The following is a 17019-nucleotide window of genomic DNA, read 5'->3' as shown; positions in this document are numbered from 1 at the left end:
CTGCGGCCTACCGTGTAACGCATCCGTCATTGGGCGAAACGAGCCGGAAATGCTCGAGGCGCACACTGGCCCCAGTTCGACGAAGAAAAGGGGAAGCACCCATGACCACCATTCGGGCAGCCATCACTCAGACCACCTGGACGGGTGACAAGGAGTCGATGCTCGACAAGCACGAGCAGTTCGCACGCGACGCGGCCGCCGACGGAGCGCAGATCATCTGCTTCCAGGAGCTGTTCTACGGCCCCTACTTCGGCATCACGCAGGATGCGAAGTACTACCGCTACGCCGAGCCCGCCGACGGCCCCATCGTGCAGCGCTTCGCCGCGCTCGCGAAAGAGCTGAACATGGTCATGATCCTCCCCATCTACGAGGAGGACGGCACCGGCATCTACTACAACACCGCCGTCGTCGTCGACGCCGACGGCACCATCCTCGGCTCGTACCGCAAGCACCACATCCCGCACCTCGACAAGTTCTGGGAGAAGTTCTACTTCCGCCCCGGCAACCTCGGCTACCCCGTCTTCGACACCGCCGTCGGCCGTGTCGGCGTCTACATCTGCTACGACCGGCACTTCCCCGAAGGGTGGCGCGAGCTCGGCCTGAACGGCGCCGAGATGGTCTTCAACCCCAACGCGACCAAGCCAGGGCTCTCCAACCGCCTGTGGGAGATCGAGCAGCCCGCCGCCGCCGTCGCCAACCAGTACTACGTGCTCGCCCCCAACCGCGTCGGCCTCGAAGACAACGAGTACGGCGACGACGCCGTGTTCTTCTACGGCACGAGCCAGGTCGTCGACCCGCAGGGCAACTACGTGGGCGCACTCGGCTCCTCCGAGCACGAAGAGGTGCTCATCCGCGACCTCGACCTCGACCTCATCCAGACGGTGCGCGACAACTGGCAGTTCTACCGCGATCGTCGGCCCGACTCCTACACGGCGGTGGTGAAGCCATGACGACGACACTCATCACCGGTGGCACCGTCGTGAGCGCGACGGGCCGCGGCCAGGCCGACGTCCTCGTCGACGGCGAGACGATCGTCGCCGTCCTCAGCCCCGGCTCGACCCTGCTCGGCCACGACCTTTCCGGCTCCGTCGACACGGTCATCGATGCGACGGGCAAGTACGTCATCCCCGGCGGCATCGACGCCCACACGCACATGGAGCTGCCGTTCGGCGGCACGGCGGCGATCGACACGTTCGAGACCGGCACGCGCGCCGCCGCCTGGGGCGGCACGACGAGCATCATCGACTTCGCCGTGCAGACGGCCGGCCAGAAGGTCTTCGACGGGCTCGCGGCCTGGCACGAGAAGGCTGCAGGCAACTGCGCGATCGACTACGGGTTCCACCAGATCGTGGGCGGCGTGGACGCCGACGCTCTGGATGCCCTGCCGAAGCTCATCGACGAGGGCATCACGAGCTACAAGATGTTCATGGCGTATCCCGGCGTCTTCTACGCCGACGACGCGCAGATCCTCCGCGCCATGCAGGTCGCCGCCGACACCGGGCTCATGACGATGATGCACGCCGAGAACGGGCCGGCCATCGACGTGCTCGTCGAGCAGCTGCTCGCGCAGGGCAAGACCGACCCGTACTTCCACGGGGTCGCCCGCGCCTGGCAGATGGAGGAGGAGGCGACGCACCGCGCGATCATGCTCGCGAACCTCACGGGAGCGCCCCTCTACGTCGTGCACGTGAGCGCCAAGCAGGCCGTCGAGCAGCTCGCCGCCGCCCGCGACCACGGGCAGAACGTCTTCGGCGAGACGTGCCCGCAGTACCTCTACCTCTCGCTCGAGGAGCAGCTCGGAGCCGTGAGCGAGAAGTACGGCGCCTTCGAGGGCGCCAAGTGGGTGTGCTCGACGCCGCTGCGCTCGAAGGCGGAGGGGCACCAGGACCACATGTGGCAGTCGTTGCGCACCAACGACATCCAGATGGTGTCGACCGACCACTGCCCCTTCTGCATGAAGGACCAGAAGGAGCTCGGGCTCGGCAACTTCTCGAAGATCCCCAACGGCATCGGCTCGGTCGAGCACCGCATGGACCTCATGTACCAGGGGGTCGTCACCGGCCAGATCACGCTCGAGCGCTGGGTCGAGATCACCTCGACCACGCCGGCGCGCATGTTCGGCCTCTACGGCAAGAAGGGTGTCATCGCTCCCGGCGCCGACGCCGACATCGTCGTCTACGACCCGAACGGCCACACGTCGATCGGCATGGACGTCGACGACGACGGCAACCCCACGGGCAAGAAGCACCACATGAACATGGACCACGCCGCGTGGGAGGGCTTCGAGATCGACGGGAAGGTCGACACGGTCATCTCCCGCGGCTCGGTCGTCATCCAGGACGACGCCTACCACGGGCGGGCCGGCCATGGCCAGTACCTGCGCCGCGGCCTGAGCCAGTACCTCGTCTGAGTTCCGGAATACCGAGAGGAAGAGCATCCATGGATTTCGGTGCAGTGCTGCAGACCAACCCGCCCGCCAGTCGCACGGTGCACCTCGCCAAGCTCGCCGAGCAGTACGGCTTCAGCCACGTGTGGACCTTCGACAGCCACATCCTCTGGCAGGAGCCGTACGTGATCTACTCGGCGATCCTCGCGGAGACGAACCGCATCACGGTCGGCCCGTTCGTCACGAACCCGGCGACGCGCGACTGGACGGTCACGGCGAGCGTCTTCGCGACGCTCAACGAGATGTACGGCAACCGCACGGTGTGCGGAATCGGCCGAGGCGACTCCGCCGTGCGCGTGACGAACGGCAAGCCCACCACGCTGGCCGAGCTGCGTGAGTCGATCCACGTCATCCGCGAGCTCGCCAACTCGCGGCCCGTGGAGTACAACGGCTCGACGCTGCAGCTGCCGTGGAGCCACGGCAGCGAGCTCGAGGTCTGGGTGGCGGCGTACGGGCCGTTGGCGCTGAAGCTCACGGGCGAGGTCGGCGACGGCTTCATCCTTCAGCTCGCCGACCTCGACATCGCGAAGTGGATGATCGAGTCGGTGCGCACCGCGGCCGACAACGCCGGCCGCGACCCCTACTCGGTGACATTCTGCGCAGCCGCTCCCATGTACATCGGAGACGACTGGGATCACATGCGCAACCAGGTGCGCTGGTTCGGGGGCATGGTCGGCAACCACGTCGCCGACATCGTGGCGAAGCACGGCGCCGGGTCCACTGTGCCCACCGCACTCACCGACTACATCGCAGGGCGGGAGAGCTACGACTACAACTCGCACGGCAAGGCGGGCAACGACCACGTCGACTTCGTGCCCGACGAGATCGTGGACCGCTTCTGCGTGCTCGGCACCGCGAAGGAGCACATCGAGAAGCTCGAGGCGCTGCGCGAGCTCGGAGTCGACCAGTTCGCGGGCTACCTCCAGCACGACAACAAGGAGGAGACCCTGCGCGTCTACGGCGAGCACGTGATCCCGGCGGTGAACGGCTCCAAACAGGCCAAGGTATGACGCAGGCCGCCACCGTCGCACGTGCGCCCTCGCGACGCACGCGCACGGCGCCCCCGGCCTCACGGGCGCGTGCTCGCGCGTGGGGCTTCGGGGCGCTCGGGCTTGCCGCGCTCGCTGCGCTGTGGGAGCTCTACAAGCTCCTCGGCCCGGCGGACGGCCTCGTGATCGGCGAGGTGCGCGTTCTGCCGCGCACGAGCGACCTCGCCATGCCGCACATCTGGGAGACCGCCGGCCGTCTGCTCGAGCCGGTGACACGGGCCGAGGGCGCCCGTCCGCTGTGGCTCGAGGTCGCCATCGCGGCGAGCCTCACGCTCGGCATCGCGGCGGCAGGGTGGATCGTCGGCGTCACGGTCGGACTGCTGCTCGCCCTCGTCATGCAGCGCTGGCGCCTCGCCGAGTCCGCCGCTCTGCCCTGGATCATCCTCAGCCAGACGGTGCCGCTCATCGCGTTCGCCCCGGTCGTCAAGAGCTGGGGATCGCGCATCGAGATCGGCGCCTTCGAGTGGCAGGACTGGATGTCGGTGGCCGTCATCGCGAGCTACCTCGCGTTCTTCCCGGTGGCTGTCGGCGCCCTCAAGGGGTTCCAGTCGCCCGACCGACTGCACCTCGAGCTCATGCGCAGCTACTCGGTCGGCTGGTGGCAGACGATGCGCTACCTGCGCATACCGGCCGCCGTGCCGTACCTCCTGCCGGCACTGCGTCTCGCCGCAGCGAACGCCGTCGTCGGCGCCGTCGTGGCCGAGGTCTCGACGGGACTGCAGGGCGGCATCGGGCGCCTCGTCATCCAGTACGCCGGCCAGGCGAGCGGCGACCCCGCCAAGGCCTGGGCTCCGATCCTCGGCGCGATTGCGCTCGGGCTCATCGCAGCGGGATCGGTCGCGCTCATGGGCGCTCTCGCCCGCAACTATCGACGCACAGAGGACGCATCATGACCGAGTCAGTGATCACCACCGACGCCGTGACCGTGACGGCCGTCGACAAGGTCTTCGAGGCGGCGGCTGGGCAGGTCGTCGCGCTCTCCGGCATCGACCTCAGCGTCGAGCCGGGCGAGTTCGTCTCGCTCATCGGCCCCTCCGGCTGCGGCAAGAGCACCCTGCTGCGGCTCATCGCCGACCTCGACACGCCCTCGAGCGGCTCAGTGGAGGTGTTCGGTACGAGCGCCCATCAGGCACGCGTCGACCAGAAGTACGGCATCGCGTTCCAGCAGGCGGGGCTGCTGCCCTGGCGCTCGGTCGCCGCGAACATCGCCCTGCCCTTGGAGCTGCACGGCTCGAGCAGCGTCGAGACTCGCGAGCGGGTCGCTGAGCTCATCGCGCTCGTCGGCCTCGACGACTTCGGCGACCGCTACCCTGACGAGCTCTCCGGAGGCATGCAGCAGCGCGTCGCGATCGCCCGCGCCCTCGCCAAGAAGCCCGAGCTGCTGCTCATGGACGAGCCCTTCGGAGCCCTCGACGAGATGACGCGCGAGTACATGCAGACGGAGCTGCTGCGCATCAGCGCCGAGACCGGTGCCGCCGTCGTCTTCGTCACGCACTCGATCCCCGAGGCGGTCTACCTGAGCGACCGCGTCGTCGTCATGTCGCCTCGACCAGGCCGCATCGCGGCAGTCGTGCCCATGGCGCTGGGCAGCACCGCGAGCCGCGCAGACGACCTGCGCGAGGACGGCGCGTTCTTCGAGATGATCACGGCGGTGCGCGAGGCGCTGCACGGGGGAGCGCCCACGTCGAGCGCCCGAGGCGTGGAGAACCGATGACTGCGGCGACCACGATCGCACCGCCTCGCGCGCGGCCCCGAGGCGATGCGTGGGGCTCCGGCGGGACGGCGCGGGCGGTCGCCCCGATCCTGCTCGGGGTGACGGTCGTCGCGGTGTGGCAGCTCATCGCGGGCAGCGGACTCGTCGAGGCGTACCTGCTGCCGAGCCCGGCCGCGATCGGTGCCGAGATCGCCGAGTTCTGGCCGTCGATGGTGAGCGCGGGTGCGATCACGGGCCTCAACGCCCTCGTCGGTCTCGTCGCGGGATCCGTCATCGGTATCGTCGCGGCACTGCTCGCCTCCACGCGCCGATCCCTCGACGGGATGCTCGCTCCCATCGTCGCCGCGCTCGCCGTCATCCCGATCGTCGCGCTCGCCCCCGTCCTCAACACGATGTTCGGCGCGGATTCCCAGACCGGCCGGCAGCTGATCGCCGCCCTCGCCGCCTTCGTCCCCGTGTTCCTCAACACCGCGCGGGGGCTCCGGCAGACGCAGCCCGTGCACCGCGACCTCATGCGCAGCTACGCCGCGAGCAACGCGCAGATCATGCGCACGATCACTCTGCGCACGGCGGCGCCCTTCACCTTCACGGGCATCCGCCTCGCGTCCTCCCTCGCCGTGATCTCCGCCCTCGTCGCCGAGTACTTCGGTGGCCCGCGCGGCGGTCTCGGCGGCCTCATCTCGACCTCGGCCGCGTCGAGCGCGTATCCGCGCGCCTGGGCGTACGTGGTCGCCGCGATCGTCCTCGGGCTGGCGTTCTCGCTCGTCGCCTCGGGGCTCGAACGACTGGTCTCTCGTCGACGGTGACGTGACCCAACGAGGTCCCCGACGCAGTCGGGGCCGACCCTGCACCACTCCAGCACCGTCGAGAACACGAAAGGACACAGCACATGATGAACAATCGCCACCGTCGCCTCGCGACGGCCAGCGCGCTCGGCCTCAGCGCCGCGCTCGTGCTCACCGCCTGCGCCACGACCGGGGAGGCCCCGGAGGCCGAGTCGGGCGACGAGCTCACTCCGGTCACGCTGCAGCTGCAGTGGTTGCCTCAGGGCCAGTTCGCGGGCTACTTCGCCGCGCAGGAGCAGGGCTACTTCGAAGAGGCCGGGCTCGATGTCGAGATCATCCCATCGGGTGGCGACATCGTGCCGCAGGACGCTCTCGCCAATGGCGACGTCGACTACGCGATCGCCTGGGTGCCCAAGGTCCTCGGATCGATCGAGGCCGGCGCGAACGTCACCAACATCGCGCAGATCTTCCAGCGCTCCGGCACCCTCCAGGTCGCCTGGGCCGACGGCGACATCTCCTCGGTCGCGGACTTCGAGGGTAAGAAGATCGGTTCGTGGGGCTTCGGCAACGAGTGGGAGATCTTCGCGGCCATGGCCGAGGAGGGCCTCGACGCCTCCACGGTCGAGATCATCACGCAGGACTTCAACATGAACGCCTTCCTCGCGGGAGACATCGACGCCGCCCAGGCGATGACCTACAACGAGTACGCGCAGCTGCTCGAGTCGATCGACCCCGAGACCGGTGAGCTCTACACGGCAGACGACTTCACGGTCATCAGCTACGAGGACACCGTGGGCGCCATGCTGCAGGACGCCATCTGGGCCGACACCGAGCGGCTCGAGAGCGATGCCGACTACCAGGAGACGACCGTCGCATTCCTCACGGCCGTCATCAAGGGCTGGATCTTCGCGGCCGAGAGCCCTGAGGAGGCGGCGCAAATCACGATCGACGCGGGCTCGGGCTGGGGCCCGAGCCACGAGCTGTGGATGGTCAACGAGACCAACAAGCTCATCTGGCCGGCCCCGAACGGCATCGGCTACATCGATGAGGCCGCCTTCGACGCGACCGTCGCGGCGGCACTGAGCGCCGTCAACGAGTCAGGCGCGAGCCTCATCACCGAGGAGCCGCCGGCGAGCGCGTGGACCAACGAGTACATCGAGCAGGCGCTCGCCGAGCTCGAGGCCGAAGGGTTCGACATCACCGGCGACAGCTTCGCGCCCATCGCGGTCGAGCTTCTCGAGGGCGGCAACTAGCCGCCTCACGGTCCGAGGCCGGGCTCGCGCGAGTGCGCGGCCCGGCTTCGGGCATCCCGGGAGGATAATGATCTCGCCACCGTCACCGCCGACATCAAGGAATCGATAGCCATGACCGACACGCAGACCCGGTCACACACCGCCGCACCCGCCCTCGACCCCGCCGACGGCGCTCGCGCCCTCGCGCTCGACAAGCAGTACGTCTTCCACTCGTGGAGCGCACAAGCCGCCCTGCAGCCGCTCGTCATCGCCGGCGCCGCAGGCGCTGAGGTCTGGGACTACGACGGGAACAGGTGGCTCGACTTCTCGTGCCAGCTCGTCAACACCAACATCGGGCACTCGCACCCGCGCATCGTCGAGGCGATCCAGCGCCAGGCGGCCGAGCTCGCGACGGTCGCCCCGTCGACCGCGAACCTCGCCCGCGGCGAGGCCGCGAAGCGCATCGTCGAGCGCGCGGGCGACGGCTTCGCGAAGGTCTTCTTCACGAACGGCGGCGCCGACGCGATCGAGAATGCGATCAGGATGGCCCGTCTCACGACCGGCCGCCACAAAGTGCTCTCCACCTACCGCAGCTACCACGGCAACACGGGTGCGGCGATCGCCGCGACCGGTGACTGGCGACGCATGCCCAACGAGTACGCGTTCGGGCACGTGCACTTCTTCGGCCCGTTCCTCTACCGCAGCGAGTTCCACTCCGAGACTCCCGAGCAGGAGACCGAGCGCGCCCTGCAGCACCTCCGCCGCACCATCCAGGCCGAGGGGCCCGGCACGATCGCCGCGATCCTGCTCGAGAGCGTGCCGGGCACGGCAGGCGTGCTGCTGCCCCCGCCCGGCTACCTCGAGGGCGTGCGCTCCCTCGCCGACGAGTTCGGCATCATGTGGATCGCCGACGAGGTGATGGCGGGATTCGGCCGCACGGGGGACTGGTTCGCCTGGCAGAGCGAGGCACTCAACCCCTCGCGGGCGACACCCGACCTCATCGCGTTCGCGAAGGGCGTCAACTCGGGCTACGTGCCCGCGGGCGGCGTCGTCATGTCGCCGCGGGTCGCCGCGGAGTTCGACGAGCGTGTCTTCCCCGGCGGTCTCACCTATTCAGGCCACCCGCTCGCGATGGCGTCCATCGTGGCCTCGATCGACGCCATGACCGAGGAGGGCATCATCGAGAACGCCGCCATGATCGGCGCCGACCACCTCGGCCCCGGTCTGCGGGCACTCGCCGAGAAGCACCCCATGATCGGAGAGGTGCGCGGGCTCGGCGTGTTCTGGGCGCTCGACCTCGTGACCGATGCGGGCACGCGCGAGCCCGTCGGACCGGCGGTGATCGGCGCTCTCAAGAAGGAGCTGCTCGCGCGCGGCGTCATTCCGTTCGCCGCAGACAACCGCATTCACGTCGTGCCCCCGTGCATCGTCACCCCCGAGCAGGTCGCCACCGCGCTCGAAGCGTACGACGCGGCCTTCACGGCGGTCGCGACCGCGTAGACTCGGGCGCCATGCCTGCAGAGCAGTCCCCCTACCGCGTCAACGTCCGCGACCTCGTGCACCGCCCCGGCGAGATGCGCGAGAAGACGCTGTCGTTCGCCGTGCCCGAGCAGCTGGGCGCGGCCGCGATGGTGGTCAAGCAGGGCGCGCCGCTCGAGCTCGACCTGCGACTCGAAGGGCTCCACGACGGCATTCTCGTGTCGGCCGACGTGCGCACGGTCGCCTCGGGGGAGTGCGTGCGCTGCCTCGACCCGGTCACCGAGCCGCTCGAACTCGAATTCCAGGAGCTTTTCGCGTATTCTCCTGAGGACGCTGTCGACTACACGGTTCACGATGATCACGTGGATTGTGAACCTGTGGTTCGGGATGCGGTGGTGCTCGCACTGCCGTTCCAACCGGTCTGTCGTGCTGACTGCCCTGGTCTCGACCCCGAGACCGGCGAGAAGCTGGCCGATCAACCCGAGCGAGAGCCCCGCGACGAGATCGATCCCCGCTGGGCGGCGCTCGAGGGCCTGCTCACCGACGACGACACCCCGCACTGACCTCGTAGCGCGTGCACGCGCTGCGACACGAGAGAGAGAAGACACACCATGGCTGTTCCCAAGCGGAAGAAGTCCCGCTCCAACACCCACTCGCGCCGGTCGCAGTGGAAGGCGCAGGTTCCCACGCTCGTCAAGACGATCGAGAACGGCAAGGTCGTCTACAGCCTCCCGCACCGTGCCAAGGTCGTCGAAGACTCCGCCGGCACGCCCCTGTACATGGAGTACAAGGGCCGCAAGGTCGCCGACGTCTGATCCGTCGGCTGCTGAGCCGATGAGAGCGCGGAGCCGATGAGCGCGGAGCCTACGGGTGCCGCGCGGGCCGGCACCGACACCGGTCGCGAGGCGATCGGCGTCTCGGGAGGAGCGGATCGCTCCTCCCTCTCCCGCGCGCTCGGCGTCGTCATCGAGCCCGAGCTCCTCGACCTGGCGCTCACCCACCGGTCGTGGGCCTACGAGAACGGCGGTGGGCCGACCAACGAGCGGCTCGAATTCCTCGGCGACTCGATTCTCGGGCAGGCGGTCACGGTCATGCTCTACACGACCTACCCCGATCTGAGCGAGGGCGACCTCGCCAAGCGGCGGGCCTCCCTGGTCTCCGCGGTCGCGCTCGCTGAGGTCGCCGCCACGATCGACCTCGGGAAACACGTGAAGCTCGGCAAGGGCGAAGAGCTCACGGGCGGCCGCGACAAGTCGTCGATTCTCGCCGACACGGTCGAAGCGCTCATCGGCGCCGCCTACCTCGACCGCGGCGCCGATGAGGCGACGGCGCTCGTGCTGCGCCTCATCGAGCCGCTCCTCGCCGACCCCGACCGCTTCGGCGCGGCCATGGACCCCAAGACGTCGTTGCAGGAGCTCGCAGCTCGCCTCGGCATGGGCCTGCCCACCTACGAGATCAGCGACGTCGGCCCCGACCACTCCAAGGTCTTCACCGCGACCGTCGTGCTCGACGGCGCGCCCATCGCGACAGGTGAGGGCACGAGCAAGAAGCACGCCGAGATGGGCGCTGCCCTCGAGGCGTGGACCGTGCTGCAGCAGGGCCGCCGGCACTAGCGGTGCCCGAGCTGCCTGAAGTCGAGGTCGTGCGTCACGGTCTCGACCCCGCCGTGACCGGCGCCGCCATCGAGGCGATCGAGGTCTACGACGAGCGGTCGCTGCGCCGTCACCCCGGCCCGGCCGAGGACTTCATCGATCGGCTCACGGGCGCTCGCCTCGACTCTGCCGTGCGCCGCGGCAAGTTTCTGTGGCTGCCCCTCCGCGACGAGGAGGGCGACCCCGCCGAGGCTCTCGTGGTGCACCTCGGCATGAGTGGCCAGGTGCTGCTGCGGCAGCGCGACGCCGACGACGGGCCACTCACGCGCATCCGGCTCGACATCGTGCACCCCGAGCACGGGCCGTTGCGCCTCAACTTCGTCGACCAGCGCATCTTCGGCTCGATGGCGATCGACGCACTGCTGCCCACGCCGGATGGCGCGGCGGGAGGGTGCGGCAGCGCTCAGCCGAGCATCCCGAGCCAGGTGGCGCACATCGCGCGCGACCCGCTCGATGACGCCTTCGACGACCGCCTCTTCCTGCGGCGCCTCGCCGCGCGGCGCACGACCATCAAGCGGGCCCTGCTCGACCAGACCCTCGTGAGCGGCATCGGCAACATCTACGCCGACGAAGCGCTGTGGGCGGCGCGCGTGCACTACGACCAGCCGACCGAGCATCTCGGGCCTCGCCGCGCGCGCACCCTCCTCGCCGAAGTGCGCACCGTGCTGCGACGCGCGCTCGAGGAGGGCGGCACCTCCTTCGACGCGCAGTACGTCAACGTCAACGGCGCGAGCGGGTACTTCAGCCACTCCCTGCGCGCCTACGGCCAGCAGGGGCGGCCGTGCGGGCGGTGCGGCGGGCTCATCGTGCGCGAGCAGTTCATGAACCGCGGCTCGCACTTCTGCCCGCGTTGCCAGCGCATCCGGCGCATCCGCTCCACGACATCGCTACGATGACGTGCTCACCACTGCTCGTTATGAGGAACCACCATGCTCGTTGTCGTCTCCGGGTCTCATGGCAGCGGCAAGAGCACGTTGATCAGCGACTTCGCTCTTTCGCACCCCGACTGGGAGGTCCTGCCCGATCCGTACGAGTTCATTGACCTCGACGCTGGTGAGCCCAGCGTCCCGCTGTTCATCGAGCAGCTGCGCATCGCCGCAGCTCGGATGCGTGAGCCGAGCACTGGTCACCTGCTTGCAGAGCGGGGGCCACTCGATTTTCTTGCCTACCTCCACGCCATGGAGACGCTAGGCCGTTCGACGCTTCCTCGGGAGCTCACGGAGTGGGGATACGACCTCACGCGTCTGGTCATGACGACGGTCGACCTGCTAGTGCTGCTGCCCCTGAACCGGGTTGATGCGGTATCGATCGGTGACGATGAGGATCGCGAGCTTCGCGATGCCATGAACATGTCTCTGCTTGAGCTCGCCGACGACCGTCACCTCACGGGGTGCGCGCACGTAGCGGAGATTGTGGGGGACCGTGATCAGAGGCTGGCGTTGCTTCGGTCGGCGATTCAGAGGCTTCCACGAGAGTCAGGAGACCAGTGAACGGGGCGGCATCCAGCCTGACTACGCGAGGTCCTTGCGCCAGGCGCCCTCGTACACGAAGGGCTCGAACCCGAGGGCCTCGTTGACCGCGAGCATGTGCCGGTTCTCCTCGGCGTTGTAGGTCACGATCGAGGGATGCCCGGGCCGCAGCCGCTCGAGCTGCGCGAGGTTCGCGGCCTTGAGGAGCATGCCCAGGCGGTGCCCGCGGTGCTCGATGAGCACGATCGTGTCCTCCTGGTCGACGGGTCGCCCGCGCTCGGCGGGCGCGACGAGCTCGGTGAAGCCGACGAGTCGCCCCGAGGGCACGTGCTCGACGGCCGCGACGAACGGGGTGCGGGGACTGTCCGCCTCCTCGCGCTCGTCGGCGAGCAGACGCTCGACCGTCCACTCGTCCTCGGGCTCTTCGAGGCCGGCGGTCGGTGCGTCGGTGCTCATGCGGGTGAGCAGTCGGCAGATGTCCTCCCGCCACTCGGGGGGTGTGTGCCGGCCCCAGAGGTGCACGCGGTAGTCGGGGCCCGCCACGGCGCTCGCCTGCTCGAGCAGAGCATCCAGTCGGGCGGGGTCGACAGGCAGCGGCAGTCGGCTGCCCCGCTCGACCTGCTCGAGCCGGTAGCCGAGAGCGAGCAGCAGCCGCGTCTCCCGGGTGTCGGCGGGCACGTCTCCGAACCCGGTCGGAGCCGCCAGGCGCTCGCCGCCGGCCCGCCACGACGGTGCGTATACGATGGCTTTCGTGCGACCCTCGGCGAGCGCCAGGAGCTCGAGTCGCTCGGCCATCGCGCGGCCGAGCCCGCGGCCGCGCACCTCGGGCAGCACCTCGACGTGCAGCCACGCCGTGTCGGCCGCATCGCCGAGCCGGAACTCGGCGATGCCCCGGCACACGATGCGCCCGTCGAGCCTCGCGACGAGCATCCGCATCGGTTCGAATTCCTGCTTGCGCCACCCCGGCAGCAGCTCCTCGGCCGGCCGCACGTCGTCGCGCGTGCCCGAGTCGTGCTCGTTCACGGCGTTGCGCACCCCGATCGCGTCGATGAAGTCCGCTGCCTCGGGCGCGTCCACCCGCTCAGGAATCCGCACTTCGATGATCTCGACCCCGCCCACGCGAGCCTCCTGCGTCTTCGGCCTGCCCTGTTCGCTCATCCGGGCGCACGGCTCTGAAACCCGGCGAGTCACGGCGCGACACGCCGCTGCAACGCCCGCGCATCCGAATGAGCGAACGTGGCCAGCCCGCCAGACTACGCCCGCGGCACCCGGTACGGTAGCCCTGATCGATTCGTCCGTGCGCGACCGCGCGCCAAGCCGCCGAGGGAGGGCAGCGCGTGCACCTGAAGAGCCTCACCCTCAAGGGCTTCAAGTCGTTCGCGCAGCCGACCACCTTCCAGTTCGAGCCGGGCGTGACGTGCGTCGTCGGCCCCAACGGCTCGGGCAAGTCGAACGTCGTCGACGCCCTCGCCTGGGTCATGGGCGAGCAGGGTGCGAAGACGCTGCGCGGCGGCACCATGTCTGACGTCATCTTCGCGGGCACGGCGACGCGCGGCCCGCTCGGCCGCGCCGAAGTGCTGCTGACGATCGACAACTCCGACGGGATGCTCCCCATCGAGTACGCCGAGGTCACGATCTCGCGCACGCTCTTCCGCAACGGCGGCAGCGAGTACGCGATCAACGGCACGGCCTGCCGCTTGCTCGACGTGCAAGAGCTGCTGAGCGACAGCGGGCTCGGCCGCGAGATGCACGTGATCGTCGGGCAGGGCCAGCTCGACGCCGTGCTGCACGCGAGCCCCGAGGAGCGTCGCGGGTTCATCGAGGAGGCCGCGGGCATCCTCAAGCATCGTCGTCGCAAGGAGAAGACGGTGCGCAAGCTCGAGGGCATGCAGGCGAACCTGACGCGTCTGAACGACCTCGCCGGCGAGATTCGGCGCCAGCTGACGCCACTGGGTCGCCAGGCCGAGATCGCGCGCGAAGCGCAGACGATCGCCGCGATCGTGCGGGATGCCCGGGCCCGACTCCTCGCCGACGAGGTCGTCGCCCTGCGCGAGAGCCTCGCCGACCACCAGCGCACCGAGTCGGAGCGCTCGAGCGAGCGGCTCGTGCTGCAGAGTCAGCTCGACCAGGCTCGCGTGCGCGTGCAGCGTCTCGAAGCGGAGCAGGTCGGAGACGCGGTCGACGGCGCGCGCCGCCTCGCGTTCGAGCTCGAGCAGGTGCAGGAGCGCCTGCGCAGCCTCTACTCGCTGGCCCAGCAGAAGCTCACGCTGCTCAGTCAGCAGTCTGAGCTGCCGGGCCTGTCGTCGACCATCTCGCAGGCGCAGGTGGCGGAAGCCCGGGCCGAGGCCGAGTCCCTCGGCGCCGAGGTCGACGCCGCCGAGCGCACGGTCGGCGAGGCTGCCGCCCGCACGGCCACTGCCCGCGCGGCGCTCGACGCCCTCGACGAGGAGATCGCCGCGCAGAGCGCCCTCGTCTCGCAGCACGACCTGCAGCTCGCCGCCCTCGCTGGTCGCGTCGAGGTCGCGCGCTCCACTCTTGCTGCTGCGCGCGGCGAGCTGCTGCGGCAGGAGTCGGCCCTCGAGGCGGCGCGCGAGCGTCAGTCGAGCACGCGCGCCGAGCTCGACGCCCTGCCCGCCCTCGAGGAGGCCTCCGGGCGCGACGCCGAGCTCGACGCCGCCCTCGAGGCCGCCGACACCGCGGTCGCCGACACCACCGCGCGCATCGACGGCGAACGGGATGCCCTGCACGCCCTCGAGCGCGAGCGCGACGCCCTCGCGGCGCGGGTCAGCGCGCTCTCGCAGGCGGTGGATGCGCCTCACGGGGCATCCGGCCTGGTCGGCACGGCCGGCGTGCGCGGCCTCGTCGCCGACCACCTGCAGGTGAGAGGCGGGTTCGAGGCCGCGATCGCCGCGGCGCTCGGCTCGCTCGCGGAGGCGGCGCTCGCCGACGACCTCGACGCGGCGCTGCGCGCCCTCGAGAGCGCGCGCGGCAGCGATGCCGGCCGGGTAGAGGTCGTGCTCGCCGAACTCTCGAGCGCGGGCTCCGACACGAGCGACCTCGCGGGCGGTACGGGGCTCACCCCCGCGGTCGACGTGGTCACGGCTCCCGCCGGCGTGCTCGACCTGCTCGCGCGCACCCTCATCGCCGACGACCTCGACGCTGCACGCGCCGCGTGGCCCGCCCTCGAGAAGCGCGGCGACGGCGCGGCGAGCGTGAGCATCGTCACGCGGCAGGGCGAGGTGCTCACGCGCTCCGTGCTGCGCGGCGGGTCGGGGGAGGGTCGCAGTCGACTCGAGCTCGCCGCCGAGCGCGACACCGCCCGTGATCGGCTGAGCGACGTCACGACGGGCATCGAGCGCGCGCGGTACGCCCTCGATGCGTCGCGCACCGCGCTCACCGAGGCGAAGGCGGCGGCCACCGCGGCGCTCGCCGCGGTGCGCGATCAGGATGCTCAGCGCGCGGCTCGCAGCGAGCAGGTCTCCCGGGCCCGAGCGCAGGCGGAGGCCGCCGAGGCGGAGGCCGCGCGCCTCACGAGCGCCCTCGAGCGCGCCCAGGAGTCCGTCGGCGACGCGGAGCGCGCGGTCGAGCGGTCTGAGGCCGAGCACGCCGACTTCGCCGGCCGCCCGCGCCCCATGCTCGATGCCTCCGCCCGCGACCAGCTGCTGAGCGACCTCGAGGCCGCGCGTGCGGCTGAGCTGGAGCGGCGCATCGAGCTGGAGACGGCGCGCGAGCGGGTGCGCGCCGCGCGCGACGGCGCCGAGCAGCTCGAGCGCCGCCGACAGGCCGAGCGTGCCGCCGCCGACGAGGCCGCTCGCCGCGCCGTGCTGCGGCAGCGGCAGGTCGAGCGCGCGACGCGCGTCGCCGCGTCGCTGCCCGCCGTGCTCGCGGCCGTCGATGCGTCGGTCGCCGAGGCGCGCGTCACGCTCGCCCAGGCGGAGGCGCAGCGCACCGCGCAGAACGAGGAGCTTCTCGAGCTGCGCCGCAGCGAGTCCGCTCTGCGCGAGCGGCTCGCGGGCATCACCGAGAACGTGCACGGTCTCGAGCTGCAGATCTACGAGAAGAAGCTGCACCTGGGCCAGCTGCTCGAACGCGCGGGGGAGGAGCTCGGGCTCGTCGAGGAGGTCCTCGTCGACGAGTACGGCCCGCACGTGCCCGTGCCGGACGACGATGCCCTCACCGCGGCCGCCCGAGCGGCGGCCGATGCGATCGCTGCGCAGGCTGCCGCGCGCGTCGACCCCGATCCCGATGCGCCCGAGGTCGACCGCGAGCCCGAGCCCGACCCGACCGCTGACGACGACGCGGCCCGCACCGCCGCACTCGTCGCCGACGCCGCCGCGCGCGCGTTCGCCACTCAGGCAGAAGCGACCGATGTGCCCGGTTCGCACGCACCTGAGCACGCACAGCCTGAGTTGCGAACGGCAGAACCGAGCGGCAAGCCGTTCGACCGCGCCGAGCAGCAGACGCGGCTCGCGCGAGCGGAGCGCAAGCTCGGCCAGCTCGGCCGGGTGAACCCGCTCGCCCTCGAGGAGTTCGCCGCGCTCGAGCAGCGGCACAAGTTCCTCACCGAGCAGCTCACCGACCTCGCGAACACCCGCCGCGACCTGCTGACGATCATCGACGAGCTCGACGAGACGATGCAGCACATCTTCTCGTCCGCGTTCGCCGACACGCAGGCCGCCTTCGACACGGTGTTCCCGATCCTGTTCCCCGGCGGCACCGGCAGCCTGTACCTCACCGACCCGGAGAGCATGCTCACGACGGGCATCGAGGTGACCGTCAAACCCGCAGGCAAGAAGATCGAGCGGCTGAGCCTCCTGAGCGGCGGCGAGCGCTCCCTCGCCGCCGTCGCCCTGCTCATCGCGATCTTCAAGGCCAGGCCGAGCCCGTTCTACATCATGGACGAGGTGGAGGCAGCGCTCGACGACGCCAACCTCGGCCGGCTGCTCACGATCTTCCGCGACTTGAGAGCGGCATCCCAGCTCATCATCATCACGCACCAGAAGCGCACGATGGAGATCGCGGATGCCCTCTACGGGGTCAGCATGAGGCAGGACGGCGTGAGCGCCGTCGTCGGGCAGCGCGTGCAGAATCCGGACGAGCTCGCCAGCTGAGCCCGACGCAGTCCGCGTCGACGACTGTGCTCGCGGCGAACGTTAGGGGTGCGACCGGCCCGATGCCAGGCACGGCCCGCTA

General features: G+C 70.2%; 15 protein-coding genes. 14 read left to right on the top strand and 1 reads right to left on the bottom strand.

Features of this window, described 5'->3' with window-relative positions; all coding sequences use genetic code 11:
- Positions 1-101: 101 nt before the first annotated feature.
- The 13 genes from IE160_RS09570 to IE160_RS09510 all read left to right on the top strand — a co-directional run bounded on the left by IE160_RS09570 (position 102) and on the right by IE160_RS09510 (position 11847).
- Positions 102-950 carry a nitrilase-related carbon-nitrogen hydrolase gene (locus IE160_RS09570; RefSeq protein WP_191150929.1) on the top strand — a complete coding sequence of 283 codons (849 nt, stop codon included), beginning with the start codon at positions 102-104 and terminating at the stop codon, positions 948-950.
- Positions 947-2410, top strand: coding sequence for a dihydropyrimidinase (gene hydA, locus IE160_RS09565; RefSeq protein WP_179872386.1), 1464 nt, complete (start codon positions 947-949; stop codon positions 2408-2410). Before IE160_RS09570 ends, hydA begins: the two co-directional genes overlap by 4 nt.
- 29 nt (positions 2411-2439) lie before the next feature.
- Positions 2440-3456: a TIGR03842 family LLM class F420-dependent oxidoreductase gene (locus tag IE160_RS09560; RefSeq protein WP_191150928.1), complete on the top strand. Its 1017-nt coding sequence runs from the start codon at positions 2440-2442 to the stop codon at positions 3454-3456.
- Positions 3453-4388 carry an ABC transporter permease gene (locus IE160_RS09555; RefSeq protein WP_191150927.1) on the top strand — a complete coding sequence of 312 codons (936 nt, stop codon included), beginning with the start codon at positions 3453-3455 and terminating at the stop codon, positions 4386-4388. Before IE160_RS09560 ends, IE160_RS09555 begins: the two co-directional genes overlap by 4 nt.
- A complete protein-coding gene (locus tag IE160_RS09550; RefSeq protein ID WP_191150926.1) occupies positions 4385-5209 on the top strand; it encodes an ABC transporter ATP-binding protein in 825 nt (274 codons plus the stop codon). Before IE160_RS09555 ends, IE160_RS09550 begins: the two co-directional genes overlap by 4 nt.
- Positions 5206-6015: an ABC transporter permease gene (locus IE160_RS09545; RefSeq protein WP_191150925.1), complete on the top strand. Its 810-nt coding sequence runs from the start codon at positions 5206-5208 to the stop codon at positions 6013-6015. Before IE160_RS09550 ends, IE160_RS09545 begins: the two co-directional genes overlap by 4 nt.
- An 86-nt stretch (positions 6016-6101) precedes the next feature.
- Positions 6102-7247, top strand: coding sequence for an ABC transporter substrate-binding protein (locus IE160_RS09540; RefSeq protein WP_502708750.1), 1146 nt, complete (start codon positions 6102-6104; stop codon positions 7245-7247).
- Positions 7248-7358: 111 nt separating this feature from the next.
- On the top strand, positions 7359-8726 hold the full coding sequence (locus tag IE160_RS09535) for an aspartate aminotransferase family protein (protein WP_191150923.1): 1368 nt from the start codon (positions 7359-7361) through the stop codon (positions 8724-8726).
- Between the two features lie 11 nt (positions 8727-8737).
- Entirely contained in the window at positions 8738-9268 is a 531-nt protein-coding gene (locus IE160_RS09530) for a YceD family protein (RefSeq protein WP_191150922.1), read from the top strand.
- Positions 9269-9316: 48 nt separating this feature from the next.
- Positions 9317-9520 (top strand): 50S ribosomal protein L32, encoded by a 204-nt coding sequence (gene rpmF / locus IE160_RS09525; RefSeq protein WP_152582381.1) that lies wholly within the window; start codon positions 9317-9319, stop codon positions 9518-9520.
- 36 nt (positions 9521-9556) lie between these two features.
- A complete protein-coding gene (gene rnc / locus IE160_RS09520) occupies positions 9557-10318 on the top strand; it encodes a ribonuclease III (protein WP_191150921.1) in 762 nt (253 codons plus the stop codon).
- Positions 10319-10320: 2 nt separating this feature from the next.
- The gene (gene mutM, locus IE160_RS09515; protein WP_191152029.1) at positions 10321-11253 is read left to right on the top strand and encodes a bifunctional DNA-formamidopyrimidine glycosylase/DNA-(apurinic or apyrimidinic site) lyase; all 933 of its coding nucleotides are present in this window, start codon (positions 10321-10323) and stop codon (positions 11251-11253) included.
- Between the two features lie 33 nt (positions 11254-11286).
- Positions 11287-11847, top strand: a complete 561-nt coding sequence (locus IE160_RS09510) for a DEAD/DEAH box helicase family protein (RefSeq protein WP_191150920.1) — start codon at positions 11287-11289, stop codon at positions 11845-11847.
- A 21-nt stretch (positions 11848-11868) separates the two neighbouring features.
- On the opposite strand, the gene IE160_RS09505 is transcribed toward IE160_RS09510, so the two are convergent.
- Positions 11869-12945 carry a GNAT family N-acetyltransferase gene (locus tag IE160_RS09505; protein WP_191150919.1) on the bottom strand — a complete coding sequence of 359 codons (1077 nt, stop codon included), beginning with the start codon at positions 12943-12945 and terminating at the stop codon, positions 11869-11871.
- A 218-nt stretch (positions 12946-13163) separates the two neighbouring features.
- Between IE160_RS09505 and IE160_RS09500 the strand changes: the two genes are divergently transcribed.
- The gene (locus IE160_RS09500) at positions 13164-16937 is read left to right on the top strand and encodes a chromosome segregation SMC family protein (RefSeq protein WP_191150918.1); all 3774 of its coding nucleotides are present in this window, start codon (positions 13164-13166) and stop codon (positions 16935-16937) included.
- Positions 16938-17019: the final 82 nt, after the last annotated feature.

The sequence above is a fragment of the Chryseoglobus sp. 28M-23 genome (assembly GCF_014789785.1).
GTDB lineage: Bacteria > Actinomycetota > Actinomycetes > Actinomycetales > Microbacteriaceae > Microcella > Microcella indica.
The sequence above is the reverse complement of the archived record's forward strand: the minus strand, read 5'-3'. Positions and strand labels throughout refer to the sequence as shown.

What these genes read in the sequence shown, in the direction of transcription:
- hydA (WP_179872386.1), top strand. Translation starts at nt 947, where the DNA reads ATGACGACGACACTCATCACCGGTGGCACCGTCGTGAGCGCGACGGGC.
- IE160_RS09555 (WP_191150927.1), top strand. Translation starts at nt 3,453, where the DNA reads ATGACGCAGGCCGCCACCGTCGCACGTGCGCCCTCGCGACGCACGCGC.
- IE160_RS09545 (WP_191150925.1), top strand. Translation starts at nt 5,206, where the DNA reads ATGACTGCGGCGACCACGATCGCACCGCCTCGCGCGCGGCCCCGAGGC.
- IE160_RS09530 (WP_191150922.1), top strand. Translation starts at nt 8,738, where the DNA reads ATGCCTGCAGAGCAGTCCCCCTACCGCGTCAACGTCCGCGACCTCGTG.
- IE160_RS09540 (WP_502708750.1), top strand. Translation starts at nt 6,102, where the DNA reads ATGAACAATCGCCACCGTCGCCTCGCGACGGCCAGCGCGCTCGGCCTC.
- IE160_RS09510 (WP_191150920.1), top strand. Translation starts at nt 11,287, where the DNA reads ATGCTCGTTGTCGTCTCCGGGTCTCATGGCAGCGGCAAGAGCACGTTG.
- rpmF (WP_152582381.1), top strand. Translation starts at nt 9,317, where the DNA reads ATGGCTGTTCCCAAGCGGAAGAAGTCCCGCTCCAACACCCACTCGCGC.
- IE160_RS09550 (WP_191150926.1), top strand. Translation starts at nt 4,385, where the DNA reads ATGACCGAGTCAGTGATCACCACCGACGCCGTGACCGTGACGGCCGTC.
- rnc (WP_191150921.1), top strand. Translation starts at nt 9,557, where the DNA reads ATGAGCGCGGAGCCTACGGGTGCCGCGCGGGCCGGCACCGACACCGGT.
- IE160_RS09560 (WP_191150928.1), top strand. Translation starts at nt 2,440, where the DNA reads ATGGATTTCGGTGCAGTGCTGCAGACCAACCCGCCCGCCAGTCGCACG.
- IE160_RS09570 (WP_191150929.1), top strand. Translation starts at nt 102, where the DNA reads ATGACCACCATTCGGGCAGCCATCACTCAGACCACCTGGACGGGTGAC.
- IE160_RS09535 (WP_191150923.1), top strand. Translation starts at nt 7,359, where the DNA reads ATGACCGACACGCAGACCCGGTCACACACCGCCGCACCCGCCCTCGAC.